Below are 20,063 nucleotides of genomic sequence, written 5' to 3'. Positions count from 1 at the left end.
TTTCTATCAAATGGGGAAGTGCGAACGAAATCGGTAGTTGAATTAACCTTCAGCAGCGATTTTCGCTTCTTTTAATTCAACTACTTGTTTCTCCGGGGCAGGGTAGGTTACTCCATTAAAGCGCCCACCTTGTTCAATGCTCAAGTCGTCGCTATAAATAGACCCTGTGACGCTCCCTTTGCTTAAAATTTCAATTTTAGTCGCGTGACATGTGCCTTGGAACTCGCCATTAATGATGATGTGGCCTGCGTACAGCTCACCATTAACCGTGCCTGTTTCACTAATGACGATGGTTTTATCAACGTGCAATTGACCTTCTACCGACCCGTCAATTTGAATGTCGCTTTCTAACCTGAGTTCCCCACTAATGGAACAGCCTTTTGCGATGAGAGTTGTAGCTGAGTGCTGACTCTTAGCTCGACTTTGTTTACTAAAGATTCCCATCGGATACCTCTTACCTTACTAAATATCGTTTCAAAATCATTCACGCCCCAATCAACAAAAGGTCTTGGATCTAATGAACGGCCGACAAATCGAATTTCATAGTGCAAATGTGGGCCAGAAGATAACCCACTGTTTCCAGAATAAGCAATTAAGTCGCCCTTCTGTACAAAATCGCCCCCTTTCACGGCAAATTTTTGCAAATGAGAATAGGAGCTGGTAAATCCATAAGAGTGCTGTAAGCGTAAAAAATTGCCTGACCCTTTATCACTGGCGCGAGTGACTTCGGCAACGCCATCGGCTGGTGCATAAATTGGCGTGCCTATGTTAACCGCAAAATCTTGCCCGCGGTGAATTTTGACGTTGCCAGTGACAGGATGAATACGCTCACCGTATCCTGACGAAATTCTCGCATTATGCACAGGTGCACCGCTGGGTATTTGGGTCAGCATCACCATTCTAACTGAAGAAGTGATAGCGGCGGTGTCTAAACGTGATTCTAATTCCGCTCCGCTTTCATCCATCCCCAATACTTTTTCAAGATCGCCGAGCCTGTCTGAAACAACCTGCATCTTCTCTTCTCGTTCGAGAAGGTCATTCTCTAAGCTGTTTTTTAGCTCCTTTAAAGAGGTGACTTCTTCGGTCAGTGACATCGACTGGCTCTCTAACTCTTGTTGCTTGAGTTTAGCAAAATCAACTTCATCAAGAAGGTAATAGATAACGCCGCCAGTGGCGAGAATGCTGGCAACCAGCACATAGCCAAAACCTTTTAAAAAATGTCGGAACCATTTACCGAGATGAAAGTGCTTCGTCCCATGGATGGATGAAACGGAAACAACCACTCTTTCTTTCATGAATTCGTTCACAGCGTCTATGGTTAACAGTACAGCCGATTCTAACAGGGAATGCTCAGGGTCAAAACATTTTGCGTTGTAAGGCTATACTCGTCCCACCTCTTATTGTTCGGTTTGTGAATTGGAGCGTATCCTTGGCCTGCTTTTAGAAGAAGATCCGATGTTGTTAGTAAAAAAAGCCATATTAATGTATGAGCTAATATTAATATGGTTTTGTGTATATAAGTTACAAAATAGACAATATGGAAGTGGTGGCTTTATTTTGATTAGTGAAATAAAGATGTAATTGTGATGTTTATCACTTTAGGTTCTTTAATTTTTAATAATTAGAGTTAGATTGTGATTTGAATCTCTTTTTTATCAAAAGTTAAAATTCAAAAAGTATGATATTGATCGATTAAATATTGTTGACAAGTTGTATTTTTGTTTTTTGTTGTAAATTTACATGTCAATTTAATGACCATGATCACGAAGAAATGATTTGTAAGCTAGGATTTATGAGGGGCTGATCACGAAAAACCCGTCGTCAGTTCCAGAATGAAATTGTGTGGTAAATTGATTGTGTACTAAGCAATCAACGGTTTTTCGCAGAACCGTTACAACAACAATATTCATCAGAACATCGAACGGGGAATCCACATGATATCACCAGATGCAAAGATCAAGATACAAAATTTTGGTCGCTTCTTATCTAACATGGTTATGCCAAACATTGGCGCGTTTATCGCGTGGGGCTTTATAACCGCACTATTTATCCCAACAGGTTGGCTACCGAATGAAACGTTAGCATCTATGGTTGGGCCGATGATTACTTACTTATTACCACTGCTGATTGGTTACACGGGTGGTAAATTGGTTGGTGGAGAACGTGGCGCTGTTGTCGGTGCCATCACCACAATGGGTGTGATTGTCGGAACAGATATCCCCATGTTCATGGGAGCCATGATGGTTGGCCCTATGGGTGGTTGGGCGATCAAAACCTTTGACCAACGTGTTGAAGGTAAAGTAAAAAGCGGTTTTGAGATGTTGGTAAACAACTTCTCGGCAGGCATTATTGGTATGCTTGGCGCAATCTTGGCGTTTTACCTTATTGGGCCATTTGTCAAAGTGCTCTCTGGTGGTTTAGCCGCAGGCGTAAACTTCCTAGTTTCAGCACACCTTTTACCACTCACCTCTATTTTTGTTGAACCCGCGAAGATCTTGTTCCTTAACAACGCGATTAACCACGGTATTTTCTCACCGTTAGGTATTCAACAAGCCAGTGAAATGGGGCAGTCAATCTTCTTCTTAATTGAAGCAAACCCTGGTCCTGGTCTCGGTATTTTGTTGGCTTACATGGTGTTTGGTAAAGGTACAGCACGTCAAACAGCTGGTGGCGCTTCCATCATTCACTTCTTCGGCGGCATCCATGAGATTTATTTCCCATACATACTGATGAATCCACGTCTGATTCTTGCAGCGATTGCTGGTGGTATGACAGGGGTGTTCATTTTGACTCTCTTCAATGCAGGTATTGTTTCTCCAGCGTCTCCTGGCTCTATCTTTGCAGTGCTACTGATGACACAGAAAGGATCGATTGTTGGCGTATTATGCTCAATATTTGGTGCGGCAGGTGTGTCCTTTACCGTTGCATCATTATTGATGAAAGCACAGAGCAGCACCGAGGAAGAAGGTGATGAAGCGGCGTTAGAAAAAGCCACATCACAAATGAAAGAGATGAAATCGAGCGCAAAGGGCAATGTGACGACGGCTTCTCAAAAAAGCAATATTGATTTAGCCAACGTGAAAAGCATTATTGTCGCTTGCGATGCGGGTATGGGTTCAAGCGCAATGGGCGCAAGCATGTTGCGTAAAAAAATCAAAGATGCGGGCTTAGCGATTCACGTCACTAACCTTGCCATCAATAGTTTGCCGGAGAACGCAGAAATCGTGATTACTCATAAAGACCTGACTGGCCGCGCACGCACACATGCACCCAGTGCACAGCATATTTCACTGAGCAACTTTTTAGACAGTGAAATGTACAACCAGCTTGTGACTAAGCTTTTGGCAGCTCAACGCCCTAAGGCGGCGAATGATAGCGATGTGGTTAAAGTATCCATCCTCGCTGCGAATGACGACAGCTTTGAAATTCAAAAACCGTCTGTTTTTCAAATCCAAAAAGAAAACATTCACTTAGGTTTGAATGCCGCTAATAAAGAAGAAGCCATTCGTTTCGCTGGCAATAAGTTAGTTGAGCTTGGCTATGCGGAGCCTGAGTATGTTGATGCCATGTTTGAACGTGAGAAAATGGTATCCACTTATCTTGGAGAATCGATTGCCGTTCCTCATGGCACCGTCGCCGCCAAAGACCGTGTGATTAAAACGGGTATTGTGATTTGCCAATATCCTGCTGGTGTGCAGTTTACGGACGACCAAGATGGCGTAGCGAAACTGGTTATCGGTATTGCCGCCAAAAATGATGAACATATTCAAGTTATTACCGCCATTACCAACGCACTCGATGAGCCTGATGCTATCGAGAAGCTCACCTCAACCAGAGACGTGAGCGATATCTTGGCCATCCTATCGGGTAACCAAGCAGCGTAACGCTTTTGCTCCTGAGGCAAAACGAGGTCGGCTGTTCCCCTATACTGCTGACCTCACCTCAATTGAAGCATTAAGCGCTCTTTTCTCTTTTAGATAAGTTTTTGGTAGGTAAGATTATGAAAAATGCAGTACATTTTGGCGCGGGTAACATTGGTCGTGGTTTTATTGGTAAATTATTGGCCGATGCAGACATTGAAGTGACTTTTGCCGATGTCAATGAACCTTTGGTCGATCAATTGAGTCATCGTCAAGAATACAAAGTAAAGGTGGTGGGTTCTGAGTGCAAAATTGATACTGTCACTCATGTCACTGCGGTGAATTCAGCCAGTAATGATGTGATTGATCGCATTGTAAAAACGGATTTAGTCACTACAGCTGTCGGCCCTGCAGTGCTTGATATCATTGCGAAAACGATCGCCAAAGGCATCACCAAAAGATTTGAAGCGGGCAATGAACAGCCACTCAATGTGATCGCTTGTGAAAACATGGTGCGCGGTACAACACACCTGAAAGGCGAAGTGTATAAATATCTAGACCCATCGCTGCATGCTAAAACCGATGAGTTAATTGGTTTTGTTGATTCCGCGGTGGATCGCATTGTGCCACCTGTCGAAGCCGCGAACGATGACCCGTTGGCCGTGACGGTTGAAAGTTTCAGCGAATGGATTGTTGATGAACAGCAATTTAAAGGTGAGATCCCCAACATTGAAGGGATGGAAAAAACCAATAATCTGATGGCTTTTGTTGAGCGTAAACTCTTCACTCTAAATACTGGGCACTGCATTACCGCCTATTTGGGTTGTTTGAGTGGTCATAAGACGATTCGTGAAGCAATTGAAGATCCTGCAATTCGTCAGCAAGTGAAGCAAGCCATGCACGAAAGCGGTGAAGTACTCATTCGTCGTTACGGTTTTGACCCTGAATTGCACGCCGCTTATATCGAAAAAATATTGAGCCGCTTTGCCAACCCATATTTGGTGGATGAAGTGGATCGCGTTGGTCGTCAGCCAATACGAAAATTAGGCCCCAATGATAGATTAATCAAGCCATTACTCGGTACAATCGAGTACGGTGTTGAAAACAAAATGCTATTGAAAGGGATTGCGGCGGCCCTTAAGTATACCAACGACAGCGATCCTCAAGCGGTCGAGCTTCAAACATCATTGAACCAATATGGCGTATGTAAAACACTAGCCCATTACACAGGGTTAGATGAGCAGAGCGAGCAGGTTAAGCAAATTGAAGCGATCTACAAACAGCTTTAATCACATAAATACTTTGGAGGGCGCTAATGCCCTCCCTTTATAACAACAATTAGTACAGCGTATGGCAGATAGAATTAACGAAAGCGATATAATTGAACGACTGAATAGTGCCCATTCGGTGCGCGGATTCTTTATTACGACGGTTGAAGTGTTCAATGAGGCGATTGACGCATTAATGCAACGCATTTTTCGCAAAGATAACTTCGCTGTCCAATCAGTAGTTGGCCCTCTATTGCAAGATTCTGGACCACTCGGCAACTTGTCTGTCAGGCTAAAACTGCTGTTTGGCCTTGGGGTATTACCTGATGATGTTTATCACGATATTGAAGATATCATCAAACTGCGTAATCAACTCAATAGTGATGGTGCTGAATACGAGTTCACCGACCCGAAAATTTTGGTGCCGATAAAAAAGCTCCATTTGGTGGCCAAAATGGGCATGGTGCAGTTGGAAGTATTGGAACCGGATGGCGACATTGAACTGGATTTTTACCAGCTTCAACTTCAGCGTCAGCAACAAATCATCAAATCCGGGCTCTCATTGGCGATTGTCGAAATTTGCAATGAGCTGAACAAAGAGAGCCCATTTTAACCTCATCCCAGACAGGCAAGGATTGCCTTTTCACTGAGTTCTACACCTCCCTTTTTAATCTTCTTGTGTTAGCCTAACCTTCATCTAACGAAAAGAGATTTGATGATGAAAATTGGCATTATTGGTCTAGGTGATATCGCGCAAAAGGCGTATCTTCCGGTCATCACACAGCGCCCAGATTTAGAATTGGTATTTTGTACTCGTAATTCAGCTCTTGTTACGCAACTAGCGCAGCGTTACCGCATTTCAGAGAATTGCACGGATTATCGAGAGCTACTTGGCTATAACGTTGATGCGGTTATGATCCATGCGGCGACCTCGGCTCACCCTCAAATCGCCCAATTTTTCCTTGAACACGGAATTCCAACCTTTGTTGATAAGCCGCTAGCCGACAGCGCAAGCGCCTGTGAAATGTTGTATGATCTTGCAGAAAAGCATCGTCAACCTTTGTATGTGGGGTTTAATCGCCGTCATATTCCGCTCTATAACCAACACCTAAATGCAGTGCAAACTGGTAATAGAAACGACTTACGTTCGCTTCGTTGGGAAAAGCACCGCTATGATCTGCCCGGTGATGTGCGCACCTTTATCTTTGATGATTTTATCCATCCGCTAGACAGCGTAAACGTGAATGCTAAAGCCACATTGGATGATGCTTATATTACCTACCAGCAGCATCAAGGTCAGTTATCCCGCTTGGATGTTCAATGGCAACACGGCGAAAGTTTGCTGCATGCCTCAATGAATCGCCAGTTTGGCATAACCGCTGAGCGAGTCAGCGCGAGCTTTGTGAATGAAGGTTTTGAGTTTGACTCGTTTACACAAGGAAAACGTTGGCATCAAGGGCAAGAGCAAGCCCTTAGTTTAAAAGATTGGACGCCAATGCTGACCAGTAAAGGCTTTAGCGCCATGATTGACGATTGGATTGGCGTGATAAACAGCGGAAAGCTGGCTTCAGAAGTGGTGGCACGCAACTTGGCCTCGCACCAGCTGGCAGAGGCGTTGTGTCATTATATTGCGAAGCAAATTCGTTAAAACAAAGCGTGATTGAGTAGTAAGTGGACACCAATACTTGCGGCGTAGCCTGTTGCAATAATCGGTGTCCATTTTAGATGGCCTACAAAGGTGTATTTGCCGTGTGCAGCGCCCATCAGAGCCACTCCAGCGGCTGAGCCAATCGAGAGTAAACTGCCGCCGACGCCCGCTGTTAATGTGACGAGCAACCAGTTTCCGGTGGACATATCGGGCTCCATCGTCAGTACTGCAAACATGACGGGAATGTTATCGACAATCGCCGAAAGAAACCCAATCATCACGTTTGCCCATATGGGGTTCCATTGGCTATACATCACTTCCGAGATCAAGCCTAAATAACCCAGTAAGCTTAGCCCTCCTACGCACATGACCACCCCGTAGAAAAACAGTAGCGTATCCCATTCGGCGTGTGAAACTCGCTTAAAGACATCGAATGGCACCACAGAGCCAATACGTTTTAGGGCGGCCTCGTCATTATTTGCAATCGCAATTACGGTTTTTTTGGCCAGCGAAGTAGGTAAGGTTTTCCTGAGGAAGTAGCCAAAAAATTGTAAGTAAGCAAGCCCCATCATCATGCCCATCACGGGTGGAAAGCGCACCACAGCATGGAATGCTACGGCGGTAGCAATGGTTAACATGAAAAGTACGACAATACGGCGGGCTCCACGTTTAAGCTCGACATGTTCATGCAGGGTGGTTGGCTTTTCCTTGGGCAGAAAAAATGACATCAGCAATGCAGGAACAAGGTAGTTGATCACAGAAGGGAGAAACAGAGAAAGGAACTGTGAAAATGGCACATGGCCCGCTTGCCAAACCATTAAGGTGGTGATGTCTCCAAAAGGGCTAAAAGCGCCTCCGGCGTTAGCCGCTACGACGATATTAATACAAGCAATGTTGATAAAACGTGGGTTGTTTCCTGCCACTTTTAGTACGACAGCGCACATCAACAGCGCGGTGGTTAGGTTATCGGCAATTGGCGAGATGAAAAATGCAAGCAGCCCCGTGATCCAAAAAAGAGCACGAAAATCAAAACCTTTTCCCACCATCCACGCTTGTAATGCATCAAATAATCGCCGCTCTTCCATTGCACTGATGTAGGTCATCGCGACTAACAGAAACAGCAATAATTCGGCGTATTCCAGCAAATTATGCTCTAGCGCGTTTTTGGCAATCTCGGTTAATTCATACTGCTGATAAACATAACCAATCATGGCCCAAATTAAACCAGCTGCAAGTAACACAGGTTTAGACTTTCGTAGCTTAAGGTACTCCTCCATCATGACCAAAGTATATGCCAGAGTAAAAATGACTAAAGAGGCATAACCAATCGTTGAGTGTGTTAGATCTAACGAATCGATATCGTTAGAGGAAGCGAGAGCGACTGAAGGAAAGGGTAAAGTGCAGAACAAAAGAAGCCATGTGCGTCGAGGTATCATTGTGTTCACTCCTAGAAAGTTAGGCTGATAAAATTCTAGATCTATTGAAGATAGCTCGGTGTGAGATAGCTCTGATCTACTTGATTTTTAATCTTATTCTTGACCTGTAAAGCGAATAAAGAAAAACCCTGTAGCAATAGCAACAGGGTTTGATTTTGATTAGTGGAAGTGAAGAAAGTTAGGCTTGAGCTTTTGTTAAATGGACTTCTTCTTCTTTCACGCCAGCTTGTGGATCATTAAAGCGAGCTTCATCTAACGCGCCTTCTGTTTTCGCCACAATAAGAGTCACACAGCTATCACCAGTAATATTGACTGCGGTGCGGATCATATCTAATAAGCGGTCAACACCCATAATCAAAGCAATACCTTCTAGTGGCAAGCCGACTTGGTTTAGCACCATCGCTAGCATGACAAGACCAACACCCGGAACGCCTGCTGTACCAACAGAGGCTAGTGTTGCCGTGAGGATGACCATCACGTAGTCACCCATGGTTAGGTCGATATTGAACGCTTGGGCAATAAATGCTGTCGCAACGCCTTGCATGATCGCTGTGCCATCCATGTTAACGGTCGCACCTAGCGGAATGGTGAAAGAAGCTATCTTGTTATCAACCCCTAAGCGGTTTTTAGCCGTTTCCATGGTGACGGGTATAGTCGCATTGGAAGAGGCTGTAGAGAAAGCGAACATAATGGCATCTTCCATTTTACGGAAGAAGGTGATTGGACTTAAACCAGTAAAGCCTTTCAACATCAAACTATAGGTGACAAAACCGTGTAGCAGCAGGGTAACCGTCAGTACTACGAAGTATTCTGCGAGGTTCAAAATGGCACTTAAACCAAGGCTGGTGAACAGTTTTGCCATCAGGAAAAATACGCCGTATGGGGCAAGGTTCATCAACAAGGCGACTAGTTTCATAATAACTTCGTTCAAGTCATTAAAAACGCCCGCAATACGCTCGCCCGGTTTACCCGCGGCACTGATGGCTATGCCAAATAGTACTGCAAAGACGATGACCTGCAGTGTTTTACCTTCTGCCATCGCGCTGATTGGGTTGGTCGGGAACATATCAATAAACACTTGGCCCAAAGAAGGGGCTTGCGCAGATTGGAATGAGCTTGCTGCGGTTAAATCGGCTCCGGACCCCGGTTGAAACACAGTGCCCATTGTCAGTGCCAGTGTGATGGCAATCGCAGTGGTTGCGATGTAAAAGGCTAGGGTTTTACCGCCCATGCGGCCAAGTGTGGTGAGATCTTTCAGTGAGCTCGTACCACAAACGAGAGAAACAAACACGAGGGGTACAACTAACATTTTTAAGCTGGCGATAAAGATTTTTCCGCCAACATCGAATAAGCCGTTAACGATATACGCGTCAACAAATCCGTTTTCAGCAAATAGGGCTCGAATGGCAAAGCCAGTCAAAATACCCGCTACCATACCTAAAATAACACGGCCGGTAAGCGACATCGGTTTTTTGGTATTCATTGTGAACACTCCTTTATTTTATGCACTTCGACATCATTTCAAAGCGTGCCGCAGGTTAGCAGGGCTGAGTGCAAATCAAAAAGTAAAATAATGTTAACGGTTAATTGCTGTGATCTTTATCACTTAAAATCGCCCATCCTTTACGTTTTAATAACCTATTTTTGGTTTTAAATTTTTATTTTTTATCATTTGGCAACACATGAGTCTTTTGTGTTAACAAATATCACTATTCTCATCTAATGGTAATTCGCTAGTTTTCATTCAATTTTAAGCTCGTTTGGTTGCATATTTACCCATTAAGGTTGCTTTATATGAATAGGGTCTCAACGGCACTTTTATGTAGCATAAAAAGAAGGGCATGCAACACAAGTAGAGAAAGGAAGGAAAGTGATACTAAGTTGAATGTTATCGACTGAAAATTTTAACGTTTGAAGGAGGCTTGGCCTCCTTCAATGAAACGGTATGCTGGCCTTAGGCATAGATTATGCGAGCTTTTTATTTAACCAGTTATCAAGTGCCAATTTGCCAGCACCAGAGAAAACCAACGATACACTGGCTGCAAGCAGCGCAAGGCCAAACTCATAACCGTTATTAGCCATGAATAAGCCGTTACCTAAGTGTACAGAAGCGATTGCGACGATCATCGTAATAGAAAGAAGCAAGGCGGCAGGGCGAGTTAGTAAGCCAAGCAAAATGAATAGGCCCCCAAAGAATTCACCACTACCCGCTAAAAATGCCATCAGCACACCTGGGTTTAAGCCAATTGAAGCCATCCATTGACCAGTGCCTTCTAATCCATATCCTCCAAACCAGCCAAAGAGTTTCTGCGCACCGTGCGCCATAAAAATGATGCCAATTGGGAAACGAAGCGCAAGCGCAGAAAATCCAGAAGTTGATGTGGTTAGTTGTTTCAATAGTGCTTTCATTAAAGTGTCCTCAGATTCATTAAAAGGTAGTAGGTGCTCAGCGGCTTCCTAGCTGTTGGAGCCAGTGTAGAGTGATTCGTAACCTGAGATAACTCACTCCGTTTGATGATTAAGTTCGAAAAAATTGAACAAGATTTATCGAGTACTTTTCTTAGCGCGGGGAATGTTGTGACCTTCTATCTATGATGAATCATGTCGATTGATCGTCTGATATCCCCTTCCTACTTGAAGCTGCAGCGGTGTTGGTTACGTTCGCTCACTTCATCAAATCGTTTATCTATGCTCATGGGGGAGACTTACTTTCCAACCTACCTGCCACTTCAAGTTGTTTAGTTATACACAATATTATCATTTATACGGACGCTAATAGTATTCGGATTGACCTGTACTTCATAGTAGTGTCTTTTCAAAGGAGCAGATAATGAATTAAAAAACGAAGAAGGTTACTAAAGTAAACGGGCTACCTTTGGGGCGTTAGCTATATCTTTCTTTACAATGTCATTCATCATCTGTTTTCTCTTTCCGATGGTTTATAAAAAGTGCAAATATTAAAATAATGGAATAAATGTCAAGAAATAATCAGATTTATGTCCGAATAGATAAATATCTTATTTTGGTTATTAGGGTAAATAGTGAATTACGTTTTGAAAAAATACCAAATTAGTTGGTTTGCAGTTCCAGCAAAGTGCTCAGCCATAGATTAAAGAGCGTTGAGAATGAAGGTTTTTCCTTCCCACTTGTAGCTGTAGCGATGTTGGCTACGCTTTTAGCTATTGCTATGGGGTGCTCACTTACCATATCGACCTGCAACTTCAAGTTGTTTAGTCATAGACAGCCTAAACTGTATTTTTGCGCTTTTAAGTGCCTTTTTCATAAGACTCGCCGTTATCAAAAGTACCATCTCTTCTTTAATTTTCTCTGTTTATTGCCATCAAACGATAATAACTAATTTATTAATTACGGATTATTGTTTTTCTTTTGGCTTGATATTTTATTTAGCGCATTGCGTTCATTTTTTTGAAAATTAGATCATCATTCAAATCTATAAAGTTTGATTATATTTAACCTTAACTTTATTGACTTAAGATCACATTATTTAATTGTATTCATACATCTTATGTATCTATATATATGCCACATCTAATTGTCGGAGATATAAAGTTTGAAAGTTAAGATAATGACCATTTTGTTATTAGTAATATTCGGTCTCATTGTTGGTAAATATTACATTAGCCATAGTTCATTAACATTAGTGCCTGCCCAAAAAGCACCGAATAATAACGAGGATACTGATTTTAAAGCCGCAACAGTTGCTGATGAGCGTCAACTGATGAAGCTACCACGAGAAGATGCATCGAGCGCAGGAGATGCTCGTTCTGCTCTGAATTCAGAGCCTATCACTAAAGAGCGCATGCTTGCGGCGCAAACCGTTGATGAAGTATGGCACGACATCAACCCAAGCCCAGCGTTGCAAGCCATTAGGCCAAAAAGTGATGCAGTGACGGAAATCAAAGCGATCGAAATCGAAAATATTGAACAATTCCGAGTTCTGGCAACGGGCGATGCTGTCACGGTCACTATGCCTGATAACCAGCCAGTCAATATCCAAGTCACTTCATCAGAAATTCAGAATGAAGGCGTCCGGACTTGGTCTGGGCAGTTTGAACTCGACGGGGAAGTTTACCCGGCCACATTCACTTTCGGCAAAACGGCAATACTTGGTTTTATTGGTCATCCCAGTGGTCAAGTGAAGCTTGAAGGCAACGGCAGTGAAGCATGGGTTTACCGAGTACCACCGAATCATGGCTATGACGAAACCTCGACCAGCCATTGATACCTCAAACGCACGGCTTTGTGTGTTAATAAAATAAATAATGTAGGAGTTTTTTATGAAAATAGCGTCATTGGCATTAGCCGTGGTGTTAGCAACGCATGCGTTACCGAGTAGCGCAACCACAGAAATTGATATTCTAGGTGTTTATACACCCGGCACGGCTGAGTGGTTTCAGCAAGATCACGTGGCTGAAATCCAGCACCGATTTAACGTGGGAAATGAAATTCTGCGTCAAAGTGGTCTGGACATCAAAGTCAACTTAATTGGCACGAAAGAAGTAAAATACGATACGCAAAGAGGGCTGAAAAAATCGCAAGAGCAGGCGCTTGATGCGATTACTCCCGGCAATAAACAAGATCCGGCGTTTGCCGATATTGAGCAATATCGTAAGCAGGTTGGCGCGGATATGGTGGCGCTGTTTCGTAATCTAGATATTAAAAATTCTCCTGATTATGAAGATAAAGGCAATGGTACTTACATGCTGAGCTGTGGTCTAGCATGGATAATCCCTGCCGCGTATTGGAACAATAGTGCGCGTTATGCGCAATCTAGAATGTACAGTCATAGCTATTTGAATGAGTGTGGCGATGATACGTTTATTCACGAATTAGGCCACAATTTGGGCTTGAACCATGCTCATGAACAGTACAATGGCGAACCTCATCTTTCAAATGGTACAGAGCAAGATGCGTATGGTTATGGGGTTCAAGGCCAATTTGCGACGACCATGGCCTATGGTTTCTTATTTGGTATTCATAGCCGTTCTTACACATTCTCTAACCCAAGCAAAGTGTGTAAAGGTCAAGCATGTGGTGTCACTGACTACGCGAACTCGGTGCGAGCGATTGGCCTGAGCGCACCACACATTGCGGCGATTTATGCACGTCCAGATGGGAGTAATGACGGAGGAACGTCACCCACTGAACCGACTTCGCCCCAACAAGCCATCTATGATTTACAAGGGCCTTTTGCCATTCCCGATCATGCACAAGGAGAGTTAGCACTTCCGATTAATGTAACTTATCAAGGAAATGCGGAAACGGCCACTATTCAACTTAATATTGAACACCCATTTGTGGGTGATGTTTCAGTCAAGTTGTATGCACCTGATGGTGGCTATTGGAACTTAAAATCGTATAACCAGTATGATCGCAACACGGCTTATCGTGTTCGCTTTACACTCAGCGGAATGCAACAAATGAACGTGCAAGGCCAGTGGCGTTTAGTCGTGGCGGATCACTATCAAGGTTTAACTGGTGTATTAAATTCGGCACGCTTATCCTTTGAATAAAGGTTTGCTGTGATGTTGACCCTGCACCTATGTGCAGGGTTTTTAATTACTGGCCAAATTGGGTGGCTTTGAATTGATTCAGCAATCGATGGATCACATAGGTTGTAAGTAATGTGGCGACAATAGCAAACAAAATACTGCCGACTCGGTACAGGGCACTGAAAATTAAATCATTGCCCGGCGTCAAATATTGACCAAACAAGATCCCCAAGGTAGTCAATGAGCCAAAGCCGACCCCTGAACCGCTGGATTCTTTTACATGCCAGTAGCTAAAGAGCATCGCACCTATCCACAGCAGCGGAATAACAAATAAAAGCTGACCTGACCAATCGTAGAGCAGCAGTTGGACCGCAATACCGAAAGTGACACCAAGCAGAGTACCCATCGCGCGTTTGCGTGCGTAGCCTAGCGCTCCGTTCCAATGCATCGGGAAAAGTAGCAACAAGGTTGTGGCTTGCGCGGACATTGAATCTTGCAGATCAAACACCTGAAACACAACGAAAGAGAGTGTGGCAATGGTTGCGCCCATGAGCGCTTCATGACGCATACGATGTGACTCTTTTGGCACGCTTGCATGAGCGGGAGGTTGCCTTTTCTGTACGTCGGGAATACAAAATGTCACCAGATAAGCGACCATTACCGAAAGCAAATTCGCGATAAAGTTACTGGTAATCAGATCGCTAAGATCAGTTGTGGGGTAGCTTGCAAAGTGCAGCATGATGCTCAAGCTCAATACGCTGTTCGCTCCAAACAAGAATAAGCTGCCTTTCGACATACAAGCAAATTTGTAGAGAAACAATACGAAAGCCATCATCGTCATCAGTGCCGGATGAGCGCCAAACAGCCCCCCGAGAATGGCTACTTCTAAGCCACAAACGACGGCGGAAGCGAGCAGTTGCCTTGCGGCGTGTGTATTCATGACGGGCACCATGCCCAGTAACAGCATCGGTGTTACGGTAAAAAATACCCCGTAGTTCCAACCCAGTAGTTTACAAAAGGTAAAACCAAGCGTCGCACCTGTTGCAATTCTGACGCATTGGCGAAAATCATTTTCAGATAATGGATGATCCCAAAGTCGCATTTTTTACTCCGCTTAATAGATGTAGTGCAGAGTGCTTAGAAACTGAATTTGCATTTTTGCCAGCCAAGCAAACGGGCCACTTTCTGGTAGCAACTGTACCGTCGCACGAGCACCGGAAGGCAATGTTGACATCGTTTCATCGAGCGAAAGGTGCACACGCATGCGTTGTGCATCACGCACCCAGCGATTAGATTCTGTTGGAGTGGCTAAACGCCCATTCGCATCAAACTGACCAGTGCTTACCCCAGCATCCAGGCTACGAATACGCGCGGTAAAGACTTCGCCGGGTTTGCTATCAAAAGCAACTAGGGCGCGGCTATTGTCTGGGAAATGGCGTAAGCTTTTTTCTCTAAAATCAGCAATCACGTCTACATCCGTCGCTACCAACGCAACTAACGGCATACCTGCTGCGGCGTAGGTGCCCGTTTCAAGCTGTAAGTTGGTAATGACACCATCTTGCTCTGCTAGCGTTTGTGTGTAGGCAAGGTTTAGCTTGGCCTGCGCCAATTGGTTCAAAGCGGCGCGAATGCTGACATTACTCTCGTCACTATTACCTCGACTGACGTGCAATTCTTGCAGGTGAGCTTGCGCTGCAACCAAATTGGCTTTCGCGGCGGTAGCGCCACTTTGTGCATCGTCTTTAAGTTGCTGAGAAGTCCCATTGCGTGCAAACAGAGTGTTTAATCGGTTAGCTTCGCGCAACTTTTGATCGGCAACGATACGGCTTGCCGTGACATTAGCTTCTGCGGCTGCAATCGATGCATCCAATTGAGCGTTACCTTGTACCGCACGTTCATAATTGAGTTGGGCCTGCTCTACCGCCAGTTGATAGGGTTGTGGGTCGATGGTGAAAAGTGCTTCACCCTTGTGTACGGTTTGATTATTAGTGACAAAAACATCACTGATTTGACCATTAACTCGGGGAGATATTTTGGTCACAGTCCGCGTTGCCATGGCTTGCGGTGTTAAAGGCATAGCCAAATCGGCCACCAAAAAATAGGCAAAGAGCGCCACAAAAGCAACGATGGAATATTTGATCCAAAGTGCAAATTTTTGATCAGGTGTCATAAGTAATTATTGTTCCTTTGAAGGTGTTGCTATCGGTTTGCTGAGCGTATCTAGAGCGTTGTGTGAGATTTGTTCGAGCGTAAGAGTCAGTTGGTGCAATTGTTGATCGTCAATATTACCCAGTAAGTTTTGGCGAACTTGCAAAATACGGGTTTCCATCTGCTTGATAAGAGCACGCCCGTTACTCGTCAAACTGACGATTCGAGCGCGCTTATCGTTGTGACAGCAGTGACGTTCGATCAGCGATTGTTCTTCGAGCTGCTTTAAAGTTCGCATTAAAGAAGCCAGTTCTATTTCTAACGCTTCGGCTAAGGTTTTTTGACTGACGTTGTCACCGAGACGCTGTAATTTCCACAATGCGGTCCAACGAGGATGGGTAAGGCCCAAGGGTGAGAGTTCTCGGTCCGCCACCATTTTCCATAAGCGTGAGAGACGAGCAAACTGCTCAGCGAGTGATAATTCTTTCAGGGTGTGTGTGTTTTCAATCATAACGAGTCACATATTACTTAGCGTGCTAAGTAATATAGTTTAGTTAGCGCGCTAAGTAAATAGCTAATGACGAAGGCTGACATTTTCATACAAACTCAGGACAGCACCTCTCAATGAAACACTGTACATTATTTTCAATGAGCGACTCCCCAATGTTTGAGGCTGTCCTAGCTGCTGAAATTCTGGTCCATACTATGATAATTGAAAATAAACTCGACTACCTGTTTAGCCTGTCTGAACTCTCCGAAACGATTTACCCCAATACCAAAGGCTGGTCTAAAATCAGGAAGAATATCCGTTTTTGTTTATGGGGCGTGACCAATGCCTATGCTCTAAAAAGTATGCTGAGGCTGTTTTCGTGCTCCGAGTTAGCGGAGGTATTGAAGCAATGCCCACAGTTTTTGGAAAAACCATTAAAACCTTATCTCTGCGTCAATTGGTCTGCCAAAGAGCGTACATGGCACATTAATCAACATTTTATCTACTTAGTTGAACAGTTTGGCTTTAATGCTGCGAAGTTTTTCTCAGAATCAGGCTTCTCTATTTTTGATTTTTACGACAAAAATGGGGCGAGTTATTCATTAAGCCTGTGCAGTGGAGAGATAAGAGAAGGCTCGTTGGGGCTGCAACTGACGGATGAAAAAGGGCAGAAAATTTACTCGATCAGTTTCAATGTTTCTGATCAAGGGCGCAGTATTTACATTGGTTCACTACAAGGTCCAAGCAGTGGTGTGACCGATCGTAATCAAATCATTAAAGATTTGACGCGCACGACTCACGGCTTAAGAACTAAAGCACTGATGGTTGAAATGATCATGACGCTAGCGCGTATTTTAGGGGTTGAGAACCTGTATGCGATTTCTAACCGCGGCCATATGTATCAAGCGTTGCGTTATATTGGCTCAAAGCGCAAATCAGTAAGCTTTGATTACGATGAACTGTGGACAGAGTACGAAGCAGAGAAAATGAGTAAATATTTGTACCGTTTGCCAACCACACCAAACCGTAAAGGTGTTGAGACGCTAAATCGCAATAAACGCCGTCTATATACTAAACGTTATGAGTGGTTAGCCGAGGTGGAAACAGCCATGTCGGGCCGTATTGAACAGTTGAAACTTATGCCCAAGCATTTCGTGGTTTGATGGATCCCAAAATTAGAGGCTGATGTTATGGTTCAAAACGTCACTGTAGGCAATGCTTCAAACTCAGGTTTCGCAAAATAGTAGCCTTGCATGAGTTCAATGCCGAGTCGTTTTAGCCATAACATTTCTTGTTGAGTTTCAATACCTTCAGCGAGTGGACAAATCCCTAGCTCAATGAGCATTGCGACAGTATGACGGACGATTGCTTGCTTCGTGATGTCTTGATCGATATTACGCAGCAGTGACATATCTAATTTTACTATTTTAGTTTGGAAGTTAACCAATAGCCCAAGCCCGGCGTAGCCTGCACCGAAATCATCAATCGCGGTAGTAAATCCTAGGTTGGAGTAATAAGCGACGATCCGTTTTATGTGCGCTGTGTCTACGATTTTTTCCACCTCAGTAAATTCAAACATGATCCGTTCTGTCGGGAAACCGAACTGCTTTGCTGCCTCTAATGTGGTGCGGATACAGCGCTCTGGTTGGTAAACGGCATTAGGTAAAAAATTAATGCTCAAAATACCTGACAGTTTTAGTTTAGCCGCGAGTTTAATCGCTTTGATTCGACAAAGTTGGTCAAAGCGGTATCGGTTGTCATCACTGACTTGTTCAATGATGGAGTAAGCCGATTCATTATTCAGACCTCGTACGAGTGCCTCGTAGCCAAAGATGGTGTTATCTGCAACGTTCACTATGGGTTGGAAAGCCATGGTGAAGTCAAAAGGCAAGTTTTGTTTTTCTGAGCATTGCTGGCAAATACGTTGGTCCATATGGACTTGCTGTTGTTGCATAATCACTCACTGATATTTAATCGAATAGCATGATTATAGTTACTTGCAGCGTGCTCACCAAATTGCATAAATAAAAACGTGACCAGTAAGCCGACGAGCTACAGCTCTTCAATATGGTGTAGATAGTATTGAGCTTGATCTAAGATTGCTTGTTGAGTGGCGTTTTCAGTGTTATCCCAATTTTTATAAATCATACCTATCCTTGGATTTTTGGCTAACCGTTCACGATGAGTGAGCATGAACTGCCAATATAAACTATTGAATGGACATGAATTTAGACCACTACGGCTCTTTACTTGGTAGTGACAATCTTTGCAGTAATCACTCATTTTATTGATGTAAGAGCCGCTTGCGGCATAAGGCTTGGTAGCAACAATTCCCCCATCAGCAAACAGAGCCATACCTCGGGTATTGGGCATTTCTACCCATTGCAATGCATCAATATAAATACCTAAGTACCAGTCATCCACCTCATCCGGCTCGCAACCTGATAGGAGTGCAAAATTACCCGTGATCATCAAACGTTGGATATGATGTGCGTAGGAAAATTCCAGTGATTGAGTTACGGCTTGTTTAACACAATGCATACGAGTATCCCCTGTCCAATAATAGTGAAGAAGAGGTCGTTGAGCGTCAAGGGCGTTGTGCTTGGCGTATTGGGGCATGTTCGCCCAATAAATGCCTCGAATGTACTCACGCCAGCCCAAAATTTGCCTAATGAATCCTTCGATTTGTGCTAAATCCATCGTATTGTCATTCTCAAATCGCATGAGTGCACTTTGAATGACTTCTGCAGGCGATAGTAGTTTGCAGTTGAGTGCAAAAGAGAGCCGGCTATGGTAGAGGCTCCAACGATGTGGGCTCTTTGCCGTCATTGCATCTTGAAAGCGACCAAACAGCGGCAAGCCGTACTGACAAAAGTGGGCCAATAATGACAGCGCTTGTGAGCGGTTAATCGGCCATAACAATGAAGGAGTATACAGGCCGAAAACGTGAATATTATGGTGCTGTAAACGGTTATAAATTGCACTGACATCGTTTTGAAAGCTAAGTGGTTTGGGTAGGTTTTCTATGTCTTGCGCGCTGAGCTTATTGCGATTTTGGTGATCAAAATTCCAACGCCCACCCAAAGGCGTTTGATGATCATCTTGCAGAAGAATACCGAATCGCTTACGCATTTTGCGATAAAACGGCTCCATAATAGTGGTTTTGTTGGTGTTAAAATGCTGAGTGATCTCGTCAAAAGGCAATAAAAAGTGTTCAGTATCAAAACAAGTCACTTGTGTATGAGAGAGGTTTAGCTCCTGCAACTGTTGCCAAACTCGGTATTCATCAGGTCGCTGATAGTGAAAGTATTCTGCGTTGATCTGATGACACAGATCGCTAATCAATGGTGGTAGCTGCAAATAATCGGCAGTTTCATCAAGGGTCAAGTAGAGAACCTGGTGTCCCTCACTTTGCAATAATTCGGCAAAAGCTTCCATCGCGGCAAAAAAGGCGCAGATTTTTTGAATGTGATGTTTTACATAGCCTGTTTCTTGTTTAAGTTCAGCTATCACGTACAGTACGGAATCATCCGTTTTGTTAAACCAAGAGTGCTTGATGTTGAGCTGATCGCCTAGGATCAAGCGTAAGGTTTTGTACGTTCGCATGCTGTATACCGTTGAGATTGGTTATCGAACATCTTCTACGTTCCAATCAAAAAATCGATCATTGTTGCCGAATAACAAGCGCTGTCTTTCTGTT

At 43.9% G+C, this 20,063-nt stretch carries 17 protein-coding genes; 7 read left to right on the top strand and 10 right to left on the bottom strand.

Annotated elements, in window-relative coordinates; genetic code table 11:
- Positions 1-42: 42 nt before the first annotated feature.
- Together EXZ60_RS00450 and EXZ60_RS00445 are read right to left on the bottom strand one after the other, a co-directional pair.
- A complete protein-coding gene (locus EXZ60_RS00450) occupies positions 43-339 on the bottom strand; it encodes a polymer-forming cytoskeletal protein (RefSeq protein WP_305951630.1) in 297 nt (98 codons plus the stop codon).
- A gap of 8 nt (positions 340-347) precedes the next feature.
- Positions 348-1,295, bottom strand: coding sequence for a M23 family metallopeptidase (locus EXZ60_RS00445; protein ID WP_017044959.1), 948 nt, complete (start codon positions 1,293-1,295; stop codon positions 348-350).
- Positions 1,296-1,934: 639 nt separating this feature from the next.
- Here EXZ60_RS00445 and EXZ60_RS00440 point away from each other — a divergent pair.
- The 4 genes from EXZ60_RS00440 to EXZ60_RS00425 all read left to right on the top strand — a co-directional run bounded on the left by EXZ60_RS00440 (position 1,935) and on the right by EXZ60_RS00425 (position 6,776).
- On the top strand, positions 1,935-3,884 hold the full coding sequence (locus EXZ60_RS00440; protein ID WP_277435096.1) for a PTS mannitol transporter subunit IICBA: 1,950 nt from the start codon (positions 1,935-1,937) through the stop codon (positions 3,882-3,884).
- Positions 3,885-4,000: 116 nt separating this feature from the next.
- On the top strand, positions 4,001-5,149 hold the full coding sequence (locus EXZ60_RS00435) for a mannitol-1-phosphate 5-dehydrogenase (RefSeq protein ID WP_094133868.1): 1,149 nt from the start codon (positions 4,001-4,003) through the stop codon (positions 5,147-5,149).
- A 61-nt stretch (positions 5,150-5,210) separates the two neighbouring features.
- Positions 5,211-5,741, top strand: coding sequence for an MltR family transcriptional regulator (locus EXZ60_RS00430; RefSeq protein WP_010319258.1), 531 nt, complete (start codon positions 5,211-5,213; stop codon positions 5,739-5,741).
- 105 nt (positions 5,742-5,846) lie between these two features.
- Positions 5,847-6,776 carry a Gfo/Idh/MocA family oxidoreductase gene (locus tag EXZ60_RS00425; protein WP_277435196.1) on the top strand — a complete coding sequence of 310 codons (930 nt, stop codon included), beginning with the start codon at positions 5,847-5,849 and terminating at the stop codon, positions 6,774-6,776.
- Here EXZ60_RS00425 and nhaD read toward each other — a convergent pair.
- The 3 genes from nhaD to EXZ60_RS00410 all read right to left on the bottom strand — a co-directional run bounded on the left by nhaD (position 6,773) and on the right by EXZ60_RS00410 (position 10,621).
- A complete protein-coding gene (gene nhaD / locus EXZ60_RS00420; protein WP_277435095.1) occupies positions 6,773-8,212 on the bottom strand; it encodes a sodium:proton antiporter NhaD in 1,440 nt (479 codons plus the stop codon). The genes EXZ60_RS00425 and nhaD overlap by 4 nt on opposite strands.
- A 178-nt stretch (positions 8,213-8,390) precedes the next feature.
- A complete protein-coding gene (locus EXZ60_RS00415; RefSeq protein ID WP_258428556.1) occupies positions 8,391-9,695 on the bottom strand; it encodes a dicarboxylate/amino acid:cation symporter in 1,305 nt (434 codons plus the stop codon).
- 482 nt (positions 9,696-10,177) lie between these two features.
- A complete protein-coding gene (locus EXZ60_RS00410) occupies positions 10,178-10,621 on the bottom strand; it encodes a DoxX family protein (protein WP_013868258.1) in 444 nt (147 codons plus the stop codon).
- Positions 10,622-11,798: 1,177 nt separating this feature from the next.
- Between EXZ60_RS00410 and EXZ60_RS00405 the strand changes: the two genes are divergently transcribed.
- Both EXZ60_RS00405 and EXZ60_RS00400 read left to right on the top strand, forming a co-directional pair.
- Entirely contained in the window at positions 11,799-12,455 is a 657-nt protein-coding gene (locus EXZ60_RS00405) for a hypothetical protein (RefSeq protein ID WP_277435094.1), read from the top strand.
- Between the two features lie 55 nt (positions 12,456-12,510).
- Positions 12,511-13,746 carry a zinc-dependent metalloprotease family protein gene (locus EXZ60_RS00400; RefSeq protein ID WP_019283053.1) on the top strand — a complete coding sequence of 412 codons (1,236 nt, stop codon included), beginning with the start codon at positions 12,511-12,513 and terminating at the stop codon, positions 13,744-13,746.
- A gap of 46 nt (positions 13,747-13,792) precedes the next feature.
- On the opposite strand, the gene EXZ60_RS00395 is transcribed toward EXZ60_RS00400, so the two are convergent.
- The 3 genes from EXZ60_RS00395 to slyA are packed head-to-tail and all read right to left on the bottom strand — an operon-like array spanning position 13,793 to position 16,384.
- On the bottom strand, positions 13,793-14,827 hold the full coding sequence (locus EXZ60_RS00395) for a DUF2955 domain-containing protein (protein ID WP_277435093.1): 1,035 nt from the start codon (positions 14,825-14,827) through the stop codon (positions 13,793-13,795).
- A gap of 12 nt (positions 14,828-14,839) precedes the next feature.
- Positions 14,840-15,895, bottom strand: coding sequence for an HlyD family secretion protein (locus EXZ60_RS00390; protein ID WP_277435092.1), 1,056 nt, complete (start codon positions 15,893-15,895; stop codon positions 14,840-14,842).
- 6 nt (positions 15,896-15,901) lie between these two features.
- Positions 15,902-16,384 (bottom strand): transcriptional regulator SlyA, encoded by a 483-nt coding sequence (gene slyA / locus EXZ60_RS00385; RefSeq protein ID WP_019283056.1) that lies wholly within the window; start codon positions 16,382-16,384, stop codon positions 15,902-15,904.
- A 113-nt stretch (positions 16,385-16,497) separates the two neighbouring features.
- Between slyA and EXZ60_RS00380 the strand changes: the two genes are divergently transcribed.
- Positions 16,498-17,526: a VirK/YbjX family protein gene (locus EXZ60_RS00380; protein ID WP_017046842.1), complete on the top strand. Its 1,029-nt coding sequence runs from the start codon at positions 16,498-16,500 to the stop codon at positions 17,524-17,526.
- Positions 17,527-17,558: 32 nt separating this feature from the next.
- Here EXZ60_RS00380 and EXZ60_RS00375 read toward each other — a convergent pair whose 3' ends face one another.
- Together EXZ60_RS00375 and EXZ60_RS00370 are read right to left on the bottom strand one after the other, a co-directional pair.
- On the bottom strand, positions 17,559-18,317 hold the full coding sequence (locus EXZ60_RS00375; RefSeq protein WP_026028439.1) for an EAL domain-containing protein: 759 nt from the start codon (positions 18,315-18,317) through the stop codon (positions 17,559-17,561).
- A 98-nt stretch (positions 18,318-18,415) separates the two neighbouring features.
- Complete coding sequence (locus EXZ60_RS00370) at positions 18,416-19,969, bottom strand: cryptochrome/photolyase family protein (protein ID WP_277435091.1); 1,554 nt, start codon at positions 19,967-19,969, stop codon at positions 18,416-18,418.
- Positions 19,970-20,063 lie beyond the last annotated feature (94 nt).

This window comes from Vibrio sp. 1151_11, from assembly GCF_029478525.1.
In the GTDB taxonomy this organism is placed as follows: Bacteria; Pseudomonadota; Gammaproteobacteria; order Enterobacterales; family Vibrionaceae; genus Vibrio; species Vibrio anguillarum.
The sequence above is the reverse complement of the archived record's forward strand: the minus strand, read 5'-3'. Positions and strand labels throughout refer to the sequence as shown.

What these genes read in the sequence shown, in the direction of transcription:
- EXZ60_RS00380 (WP_017046842.1), top strand. Translation starts at nt 16,498, where the DNA reads ATGAAACACTGTACATTATTTTCAATGAGCGACTCCCCAATGTTTGAG.
- EXZ60_RS00395 (WP_277435093.1), bottom strand. Translation starts at nt 14,827, where the DNA reads ATGCGACTTTGGGATCATCCATTATCTGAAAATGATTTTCGCCAATGC.
- EXZ60_RS00375 (WP_026028439.1), bottom strand. Translation starts at nt 18,317, where the DNA reads ATGCAACAACAGCAAGTCCATATGGACCAACGTATTTGCCAGCAATGC.
- EXZ60_RS00400 (WP_019283053.1), top strand. Translation starts at nt 12,511, where the DNA reads ATGAAAATAGCGTCATTGGCATTAGCCGTGGTGTTAGCAACGCATGCG.
- EXZ60_RS00425 (WP_277435196.1), top strand. Translation starts at nt 5,847, where the DNA reads ATGAAAATTGGCATTATTGGTCTAGGTGATATCGCGCAAAAGGCGTAT.
- EXZ60_RS00435 (WP_094133868.1), top strand. Translation starts at nt 4,001, where the DNA reads ATGAAAAATGCAGTACATTTTGGCGCGGGTAACATTGGTCGTGGTTTT.
- EXZ60_RS00445 (WP_017044959.1), bottom strand. Translation starts at nt 1,295, where the DNA reads ATGAAAGAAAGAGTGGTTGTTTCCGTTTCATCCATCCATGGGACGAAG.
- EXZ60_RS00405 (WP_277435094.1), top strand. Translation starts at nt 11,799, where the DNA reads ATGACCATTTTGTTATTAGTAATATTCGGTCTCATTGTTGGTAAATAT.
- EXZ60_RS00415 (WP_258428556.1), bottom strand. Translation starts at nt 9,695, where the DNA reads ATGAATACCAAAAAACCGATGTCGCTTACCGGCCGTGTTATTTTAGGT.
- EXZ60_RS00390 (WP_277435092.1), bottom strand. Translation starts at nt 15,895, where the DNA reads ATGACACCTGATCAAAAATTTGCACTTTGGATCAAATATTCCATCGTT.
- EXZ60_RS00440 (WP_277435096.1), top strand. Translation starts at nt 1,935, where the DNA reads ATGATATCACCAGATGCAAAGATCAAGATACAAAATTTTGGTCGCTTC.
- nhaD (WP_277435095.1), bottom strand. Translation starts at nt 8,212, where the DNA reads ATGATACCTCGACGCACATGGCTTCTTTTGTTCTGCACTTTACCCTTT.
- EXZ60_RS00370 (WP_277435091.1), bottom strand. Translation starts at nt 19,969, where the DNA reads ATGCGAACGTACAAAACCTTACGCTTGATCCTAGGCGATCAGCTCAAC.
- EXZ60_RS00430 (WP_010319258.1), top strand. Translation starts at nt 5,211, where the DNA reads ATGGCAGATAGAATTAACGAAAGCGATATAATTGAACGACTGAATAGT.
- slyA (WP_019283056.1), bottom strand. Translation starts at nt 16,384, where the DNA reads ATGATTGAAAACACACACACCCTGAAAGAATTATCACTCGCTGAGCAG.
- EXZ60_RS00410 (WP_013868258.1), bottom strand. Translation starts at nt 10,621, where the DNA reads ATGAAAGCACTATTGAAACAACTAACCACATCAACTTCTGGATTTTCT.